The sequence below is a fragment of the Streptomyces sp. NPDC014006 genome (assembly GCF_043088925.1).
GTDB lineage: Bacteria > Actinomycetota > Actinomycetes > Streptomycetales > Streptomycetaceae > Streptomyces.
On sequence record NZ_JBICAJ010000002.1, the window covers coordinates 1233990 to 1242904 of the forward strand.

Here is an 8915-nt window from a genome sequence, read left to right on the forward strand (position 1 = left end):
TTCTCAGGCTCCGTCTTCCTCGGGTTCCCGGGCCGACAGTGCGGCGGCGTCCGGATCGAGATGCTCGGCCATGGCGAGCGGCGTGGGATGGGCGAACAGGTCGGCCAGGCGCACCGGCAGGCCCAGCGTCTTTTCGATGCGCTGCACGAGCTGCGCGCCGAGCAGCGAATGCCCGCCGCTGTCGAAGAAGTTGGCGTGCGGGCCGAGGTCGGTCCGGCCGAGCGTGCTCTGCCACAGGGCGAGCAGCCGCCCGGCCGTGCCGGACTGTGTCTCGGGCGAGGCCTCCGCCGACCGTGCGGCCGCGCTGCGCTCGGAGCGGCGCTGCTCGGCGAGGCGGGTCAGCGCGAGATGGTCCCGTTTCTCGTTGGCGGTGGTCGGCAGCGACTCCAGCACGGCGATCTCCTGGGGTACGGCGGCGGAGGGCAGCAGGGACCGGGCATGGGCCGTCAGCCCGGCGGTGTCCACCTCGGCCACGCCGTCCGCCGGTTCCACGAACGCGACCAGGGCGGCGTCCGGCCCGCCGCGCCCCACCACGACGACGGCGACGTCCCGTACGTCCGGACGGTCGAGCAGCACCGCCTCCACCTCGCCCAGTTCGATCCGGTGCCCGCGCAGCTTGATCTGCCGGTCGGTCCGGCCCAGCAGCTCGACACTGCCGTCGGGCCGCAGCCGGGCTAGGTCGCCGGTGCAGTAGTGGCGCCCGTGCGTGGGATGGTCGCGGAAGCGGTCCGCCGTCAGCTCGGGGCGGTTGTGGTAGCCCAGCGCGACACCCGCCCCGGCGATGCACAGCTCGCCCTGCACCCCGACCGGCAGTTCCCGGCCGTCCGGGTCGACGACGAACACCTGGGTGTTGGCGATCGGGCGGCCCACGTCCACGCGGACCACCTCGTCCGGCACCGGCCCCGAGGTGGACCAGATGGTCGTCTCCGAGGGGCCGTACACATTGAGCAGTGAGCCGCCCGAGGCGGCCAGGGTGCGCGCCAGCGCCGGAGGCAGCGGCTCCCCGCCGCAGACCAGGCGTCGGCCCGCGAGCTGCCCGTCCGCCGCGTCGGCGACGACGCGCCAGGTCGTCGGGGTGGCCTGCACGATGCCGACGTCGTGCGCGACCACCTCGGCCAGCAGGGCGCGGCCGTCGGTGCGGGCCTCGTCGGAGGCCACGACCAGCCGCCCGCCGCACACCAGTGGCAGGAAAAGCTCCAAGGCGGAGATGTCGAAGGCGAACGTCGTCAGCCACAGCACGGCGTCGTCCGCGGTGACCTTCAGCTCCTCGGTGAAGTGCTGGACCACGTTGGCGAGGGCGCGGTGGCCGACCAGGGTGCCCTTCGGCTTCCCCGTCGAACCGGAGGTGTAGATCAGATAGGCGCACGAGTGCGGATCGGAGCCGCTCACAGCGGAGTCCGGCAGCGGGCCGGAGCCGTCCCGGGCGATCGGCTCCAGCGGAAGCACGCGCGCCCCGGCCCCCTCGGGCAGCTCCACCCCCGGCGCCGTCAGCACCGCCTGCGCGCCGGAGTCGTCCAGCACATACGCCAGGCGCTGGACGGGGTGCTCCGGATCGACGGGCAGATACACCGCGCCGGCCAGCCACACACCGAGGGCCGCGGCCGCGAGTTCCGGGCTCCGGGGCGCGGCGAGCGCGACGATGTCACCGGCCCCGACACCAGCCTCCGCCAGGACGTCCCGGGTGTGCTCGGCGGCCCGCCACAGCTCGCCATAGGTCGTGCTGCGACCGCCCGCCACGACGGCCGGAGCGGCCGGCGTCAGCGCCACCCGTTCGCGCACCGCCGCGAGCACGCTGGGCGGCTCCACCGGGCGCGCGGTGTCGTTGCTCGCGGCCAGCACCGCGAGGTCGGAGGGGCCGGCCAGCGGCAGGTCACCCATCGGCCGGTCGGGCCCGTCGGCGGCCGCGAGCAGCAGCGCCTCGAAGCGTTCGAGCAGCCCCTGTACGTCCGCCCGCTCCAGCACCTGTGTGTAGTACGCGGCCCGGATGGTCACCTTGTCCGCCGAGGACAGAAAGAAGAACTCCAGGTCGAACTTGCTGAACCCGTTCTCCACCGGGAGCCTCCGGGCCGTGGTGCCCCCGAGGGGGAAGCTCGTACGGCCGTCGTCCGGAACGTAGTTGAACAGATGCCGGAAGACGGTGTTGCGCCAGGAGGCGCCGCCGTCCCTGCGCAGTTCCGGCAGCAGCACGTCGACCGGCACATCGGCGTGGGCGACGGCCCCGAGGAACGCGTCGCGGGCGGTCCGCACCAGGTCGCGGAAGCCGCCGCCGAGGTCGACGGGGATGCGCAGCGGCAAGGTGTTGACGTGGTAGCCCACGGCCCTGGACGCCTCCCGCGCCCGGACGTTGACCGGCGTGCCCACCACCAGGTCGGGGCCCGCGCCGTGCCGGGCCAGCAGCAGACCGTACGCGGCCAGCAGCACCACCGCCTCCGGCGCGCGCAGCTCCTTCTGCAGTCGGCGCAGCACCTCCGTCGCCCGCGGGGACAGGCCGGCCGTGATCTGGTCACCGGTGAGGGTCGGCTCCGGAAGGTCCTTGCTGCCGCACCACAGGGCGAGGCCCGCGGCGTCGGCCCCGGCCAGCTGTCCTCGCCAGTACTCCACGGCCGCCGGCCGGGGAGCGGGCTCCCGGTACGGCGGATGTGCGGCCAGCAGTTCGGCAGGCGGCTCGGCACCGGCGGCCTGCGCCGTATACCCAGCGGTGAACTCCTCCAGCAGGACCGCGCCGGAGACCGTGTCGAAGACCAGGTGGTGGACGGCGAGACAGAACGCGTCGCCGTCCGCGCACCTCACCCGCGCGGCCCGCACCAGAGGCCGACCGTCGATGTCGAAGGGACGCGCGATGAACTCCCCGACGACAGCCGCGACCTCGCCCGGCTCGGCCGCCAGCTGCTCGACCTCGACCCGCAGGTCACCTGGGTCGAGCACCTCCTTGATGAGGCCCGCCTCCTCCTGCCGGAACACCGTGCGCAGCGCCTCGTGCCGGCGCAGCAGCAGATCGACCGTGCCCTGGAGCGCCGGGCCGAGCAGTGGTGCGTCGGCCTGGAGGGCGACGGAGAGGTTGTTGACCCCCTTGACGGGCACCAGCTCGTCCAGGAGCCAGAGGGCGTGCTCCTTGCTGTCGGCCGGGGTCGACCGGACTTCCGTTGCTTCTGGCATTCCAACCGTTCCGTGGTCTCGCGGGAATTCGCGGTGGGGCGTATGTACGCGAGTGCTGCGTACGTGATTTGGGCGTACGGGTTGTGCGTACGGAATGCGCGCGCACGGGACGCGCGCGCACGGGACGCCCGCATACGGGATGTGCGCGTGCGCGACTGCTCAGCCGCGCGAGCCCGGGTCGAGCAGCTCGGTCACCGTGCGGGTGACACCGGGGTCGCGCAGCAGATCGACGTGCGGGACGTCGACGCGCAGCTCCCGGCCTACGGCGATGTCCTGGCCCGCCGCGCGGGAGCCGTTCAGACCACTCGTGGGCGACGAGGACGTGACGACGACGGCCTCCCGCCACGCCGGCAGCGGGTCGATCTCCGCCGCCGCGATCAGATAGCCGACGAACGACGCGAAGACCGCGGTGATCTCCTGCGTCCGCTTGTCGTCCAGCTCCAGCCGGTCGAAGGCGGGCTTGGCGGTACGCCGGTACACGTCGAGGAGTTCGGCGCCCAGCGCGGCCATCGGGGTGTGCTGCTCGTGGGCCCGCCGCGCCTCGGCCGCCGCCTGCCCGCTCTCCTCGGGTCTGAGCAGGGCGGACATGGAGTCGAGCACCTTGTGGAACTGGGAGTACAGGGTCAGCGGGCCGGACTGCTCGGGGTCGAACAGCAGCAGCGCGGGCGCCTGTTCCTGCCGGGCGGCGAGGCGCTGCGCAATCGCCGCCGCGTAGACGCCGCCGACACAGAAGCCGAACACCGCCCGGACCGGGCGGCCGTCGGCCGCCACCTCCGCCAACCACCGCTCGACGGGGTCCGCGTCGTCGTCGCCGGTCCCCGCCTCCTGGGGAATCGTCTCCCAGATCGAGCAGGGCAGACCGCCCAGCCCCTGGGCCAGATCGGTGAAGCGGCCCTCGGCCCGGCCGGTGGCGTCGAAGTCCACGGCGAGCACGAGTTCGTGCGCGTCCGCGTTGCCGAGAACCCGCCACGTCTGCGGATCGGTCATGGTTCGGGATCCCCCATACTGTGTGGAAAACACTGTGTTCGGTTCGGTGGAGAACGGTGGATGCGCGTCCGTGGAGAACGATGAGTTCGCGTCCGTGGAATACGGAGAACGCGCGGTCACGCTAACTTCGCCTTCTGACTCGGATAACCCCTAGCCGACCCCTGCGACCCCCAGCCGCGCGGCCAGCACCTCGGCGACCGCGTCGGTCTGCTCCGAGACGTAGAAGTGACCGCCGCCGAAGACCCGCAGGTCGAACGGGCCGGTGGTGTGCTCCTGCCAGGCCCGGGCCTCCTCCACGGTGGTCTTCGGGTCGTTGTCGCCGGTCAGCGCGACGACGGGGCAGCCGACGGACGCGCCCGGCGCGCTGCGGTACCGCTCGATCGCCTTGTAGTCGGCCCGCAGGGACGGCAGGAACATCCGGACGATGTCCTCGTCGTCCAGCGCCGCCTGCGCGGTGCCGTCCAGGGCGCGGATCTCCCGCAGCAGCGCGTCGTCGCCCTTGCGGTGCAGGTCCTCGCTGCGGTGCCGGGACGGGGCGCGGCGCCCCGAAACGAACAGGGACACGGGCGCGACGCCCGCCCGCTGCTCCAGCCGCGCGGCCACCTCGAAGGCGACGGACGCGCCCATGCTGTGCCCGAACAGGGCGAGCGGACGGTCGGTGCCGACAGACTCGACGACCGCGTCGAAGGCGGCATCGGCCAGCTCGTGCAAGTCCTCGAAGGCGCGCTCACGGTGGCGGTCTTGACGGCCGGGATACTGCACGGCCACCACGTCCAGCCGCCCCGCGAGCGCCCGGGACAGTGCGTGGAAGGACGTGGCCGAGCCACCGGCGTGCGGAAAGCACACCAGGGTGACACCGGTGGCGGGCGCCGGCTGATAGCGGCGGATCCAGGGGCTCTCGATGGGTGCGGTACGAGTGGGGGTCATGACGCGGTCCTCTTCATCTCCTCGTGCAGGTGCGCGGCGAGCTCCGCCGGCGTGGGGTGGTCGTAGATCAGCGTGGGCGGCAGGTCGAGGCCGGTGACCTTGGTGAGCCGGCCGCTCAGCTCGACGGCCGTCAGCGAGGCGAACCCGGCGTCCAGGAAGTCCTGTTCGGTCGGCAGCGCCTGCGCGTCGGCGTGCCCGAGCACCGCGGACGCGGCCGACCGCACCGCCTCCAGCAGCAGCGCGGGCCGCTCGCCCTCGGACGCCTCGGCCAGGGCCCGCGCCAGGTCCCCGTCGTCCTCGGCGGGCCGAGCGTCCTCCGGCGCCTCCGGTGCGGCCGTGGCGCGGCTGTGGTCCCACGCCGACAGCAGCGACAGCACCGCGTTCAGTGAGTCGGCCTCACGGGCGAAGTCGACGTCGAGCAGCGCGGCCAGAGCACCGACGTCCCGGCTGTCGACAGCCCGCCAGAACCGCCGCTCCGGGTCGCTGCTACCGGCCGGCACCTGCTGCGGCCCCGACCGCAGCCAGTACGCCGTGTGCTGGAAGGCGTACGTCGGCAGCTCGACCGTACGGGCGCCGGTCGGGGCGAACATCGCTGCCCAGTCCGGGGACACCCCGTGGACGTGCAGTTCGGCGACGCCCGTGGCCAGCGCCCGGGCGTGGGCGCGGTCCCGCCGCTGGACGGGCACCACCAGCGTCTGACCGCCGAGGCACTCCCGGGCCATCGCGGCCAGCACCGCGTCCGGGCCGACCTCGACGTACGCTGTCACGCCCTCCTTGTCCAGATGTGTCAGCTGATCGGCGAAACGCACCGCCTCGCGCGCGTGCCGCACCCAGTAGGCGGGATCCTGAAGCAGGCCGTCCGGCGCGGTCTTCCCGGTGACGTCGGAGACGACGGGGATACGCGGCGCCCGGTACGACACCTCGTGCGCGACTTCCGCGAACTCGTCGAGCACCGGATCCAGCAGCGGCGAGTGGAAGGCGTGACTGACCCGCAGCCGCCGGGTCCTGCGGCCCAGAGCCGCGAAGTGCGCGACGATCTCCTCGACCGCGCCCTCGCGGCCCGACACGACCACGGCCGAGGGCCCATTGACCGCGGCCACCCCCACCTCGTGCGTCCGCCCGGCCAGCAGCGACAGCACCTCGCCCTCCGCCGCCTGCAGCGAGGCCATGGCCCCGCCGGCGGGCAGCGACTGCATCAGCCGGCCGCGGGCCGCCACGAGCCGCGCCGCGTCGGGCAGGTCGAAGACCCCGGCGACATGGGCCGCCGCCAGCTCACCGATCGAGTGCCCCGCCAGCAGCTCCGGCCGAAGCCCCCACGCCTCCAGCAGCCGGAACAGCGCCACCTCGACGGCGAACAGCGCGGGCTGGGTGTACTCGGTGCGTTCCAGCAGCTCCGCCTCCGGGGTGCCGGACTCCGCGAACACCACATCCGCCAGGGGCCGTTCCAGCAACGGACGGAACTGCGCGCAGGCCTCGTCGAACGCCGCCGCGAACACCTCGGACACGGCATACAGCTCCCGGCACATCCCGGGCCGCTGGGTGCCCTGCCCGGAGAACAGGAAGGCGACCTTGTGGCCGCCCGCGGCGGCCCCCGTCACCACGGCCGGGGAACCCTCGCCACGGGCCAGCGCGTCCAGGGCCGCGAGCCGCTCCGCCGAGCCGTCGCCGAGGACAGCGCCCCGGTACGCGAACGCGGACCTGGTCGTGGCCAGCGACAGCCCGACCTGCGCGGCAGTCAGCTCCGGCCGCTCCTGTACGAAGTCCCGCAGCCGGGTGGCCTGAGCACGCAGGGCCTCCGGACTCCTGCCGGACAGCACCCACGGCAGGACGACGACCCCGCCCGGCTCGTGCTCCTCGGTCCCGGCCTCGTCCGGCGCGGCCTGCTCCAGGACGACATGGGCGTTGGTCCCGCTGATCCCGAAGGAGGAGACGGCCGCCCGTCGGGCACGGCCGGTCTCTGGCCACTCGGTGGTCTCCGCCAGCAGCGAGACGGCTCCGGAGTCCCAGTCGACGTGGGTGGAGGGTGTGTCGACGTGGAGGGTCCGGGGCAGCAGGCCGTGGCGCATGGCCATGACCATCTTGATGACGCCGCCGACGCCGGCGGCGGCCTGGGTGTGGCCGATGTTGGACTTCAACGAACCGAGCCACAAGGGCTGTTCGTCGCTGTGCTCTTGTCCGTACGTGGCCAGCAGCGCCTGCGCCTCGATGGGGTCGCCGAGGCTCGTGCCCGTGCCGTGGGCCTCGACCGCGTCGACGTCCGCGCCGGTCAGCCCCGCACTGGACAGGGCCTGGCGGATCACACGCTGCTGCGCGGGACCGTTCGGGGCGGTGAGACCGTTGCTCGCGCCGTCCTGGTTCACCGCGCTGCCGCGGACCACCGCCAGCACCGGGTGGTTCTTGCGCCGCGCGTCCGACAGCCGCTCCAGTAGTACGACGCCCGCACCCTCGCCCCAGCCCGTGCCGTCCGCGGAGTCCGCGAACGCCTTGCACCGCCCGTCGCGGGCCAGCCCGCGCTGCCGGCTGAACCCTGTGAAGGTGCCGGGCGTGGTCATCACGGTCACGCCCCCCGCCAGCGCCAGCGAGCACTCACCGTTGCGCAGCGACTGAGCGGCCAGATGCAGGGCCACCAGCGAGGAGGAACAGGCCGTGTCGACCGTGATGGCCGGGCCTTCCAGACCCAGGTGGTACGCCACCCGGCCAGAGACGATGCTGCCGGAACTGCCGTTGCCGAGGAACGCCTCCAGCCCCTCCGGCACCTCGGTGACCTGCGTACCGTAGTCGTGATACATGACACCGGCGAAGACGCCCGTACGGCTGCCGCGCAGGGTCCTCGGGTCGATGCCGGCCCGTTCCACGGCCTCCCAGGAAGTCTCCAGGAGCAGCCGCTGCTGCGGGTCCATGGCGAGCGCCTCACGGGGCGAGATCCCGAAGAACCCGGCGTCGAACTCGGCGGCGTCGTATAGGAATCCGCCTTCCACCGCGTACGTCGTGCCGGGGTGGTCCGGATCCGGGTGGTACAGCGCCTCCGTGTCCCAGCCGCGGTCGGCCGGGAACCCGGAGATCGCGTCGCCGCCGGAGTGCACCAGCCGCCACAGGTCCTCCGGAGTGCGCACCCCTCCCGGATAGCGGCAGGCCATGGCCACGACGGCCACCGCGTCCTCGTCGGGGTCCACGTCGCTGCGCTGAGCCGGGCCGGCCGCGGTGCCGGGCTCGTCACCGAGGGCCTCGGTGACGATGTACCGGGCCAGTTCGACCGGGCTCGGGTGGTCGAAGACCAGGGTGGCGGGCAGCCGCAGCCCGGTGGCCGCGGCCAGCCGGTTGCGCAACTCGATGCCCGTCAGCGAGTCGAACCCCAGGTCCTTGAAGCTGAGCTCGGTCTCCACGCCCCCGGCGCCCGCGTAGCCCAGGATCTCGGCGACGTGCTCCCGCACCAGGCCGAGCACCGACGCCATCCGCTCGGCCGGCTCCAAATCGACCAGCCGGGCGGTCAGGGACCGGCCCTGCGGTTCGGCTCCCTCCCGAGCGGCGGCCCGGCGCACCGGGCGGCGCACCAGCCCGCGCAACAACGCCGGCACGGGCTCCTCTGCGCCGAGGGAACGCCGCAGCGCCGCCACGTCGAGCCGGATGGGCAGCAGGTGCGCCTCGCCGGCCGCGCACGCGGCGTCGAACAGTGCCAGCCCCTGGGCCGCGGAGAGCCCGCTTACTCCGTGGCGGGTCATGCGGTGGAGGTCGGTGTGGGTGAGATTGCCGGTCATGGTGGAGCGGTCTTCCCACAGGCCCCAGCCGAGGGAGAGGGCGGGTTGGCCGTGGGTGCGGCGGTGGTGGGCGAGGGTGTCGAGGAAGGT

At 73.5% G+C, this 8915-nt stretch carries 4 protein-coding genes; all 4 read right to left on the reverse strand.

Annotation, left to right across the window (positions count from 1 at the left end):
• Nucleotides 1-3: 3 nt before the first annotated feature.
• On the reverse strand, nucleotides 4-3156 hold the full coding sequence (locus ACF1GV_RS12120; protein ID WP_391678534.1) for an amino acid adenylation domain-containing protein: 3153 nt from the start codon (nucleotides 3154-3156) through the stop codon (nucleotides 4-6).
• 159 nt (nucleotides 3157-3315) lie between these two features.
• Nucleotides 3316-4143, reverse strand: coding sequence for a hypothetical protein (locus tag ACF1GV_RS12125; protein ID WP_391678532.1), 828 nt, complete (start codon nucleotides 4141-4143; stop codon nucleotides 3316-3318).
• Between the two features lie 150 nt (nucleotides 4144-4293).
• On the reverse strand, nucleotides 4294-5070 hold the full coding sequence (locus ACF1GV_RS12130) for a thioesterase II family protein (protein WP_391678530.1): 777 nt from the start codon (nucleotides 5068-5070) through the stop codon (nucleotides 4294-4296).
• Nucleotides 5067-8915: beta-ketoacyl synthase N-terminal-like domain-containing protein (locus ACF1GV_RS12135; RefSeq protein WP_391678527.1), on the reverse strand; the 3849-nt coding region annotated here is incomplete at its 5' end. The genes ACF1GV_RS12135 and ACF1GV_RS12130, both read right to left, overlap by 4 nt.

Bases quoted from the DNA above. Each gene is read 5' to 3' on its own strand.
- ACF1GV_RS12120 (WP_391678534.1), bottom strand. From the start codon at position 3,156: ATGCCAGAAGCAACGGAAGTCCGGTCGACCCCGGCCGACAGCAAGGAG.
- ACF1GV_RS12125 (WP_391678532.1), bottom strand. From the start codon at position 4,143: ATGACCGATCCGCAGACGTGGCGGGTTCTCGGCAACGCGGACGCGCAC.
- ACF1GV_RS12130 (WP_391678530.1), bottom strand. From the start codon at position 5,070: ATGACCCCCACTCGTACCGCACCCATCGAGAGCCCCTGGATCCGCCGC.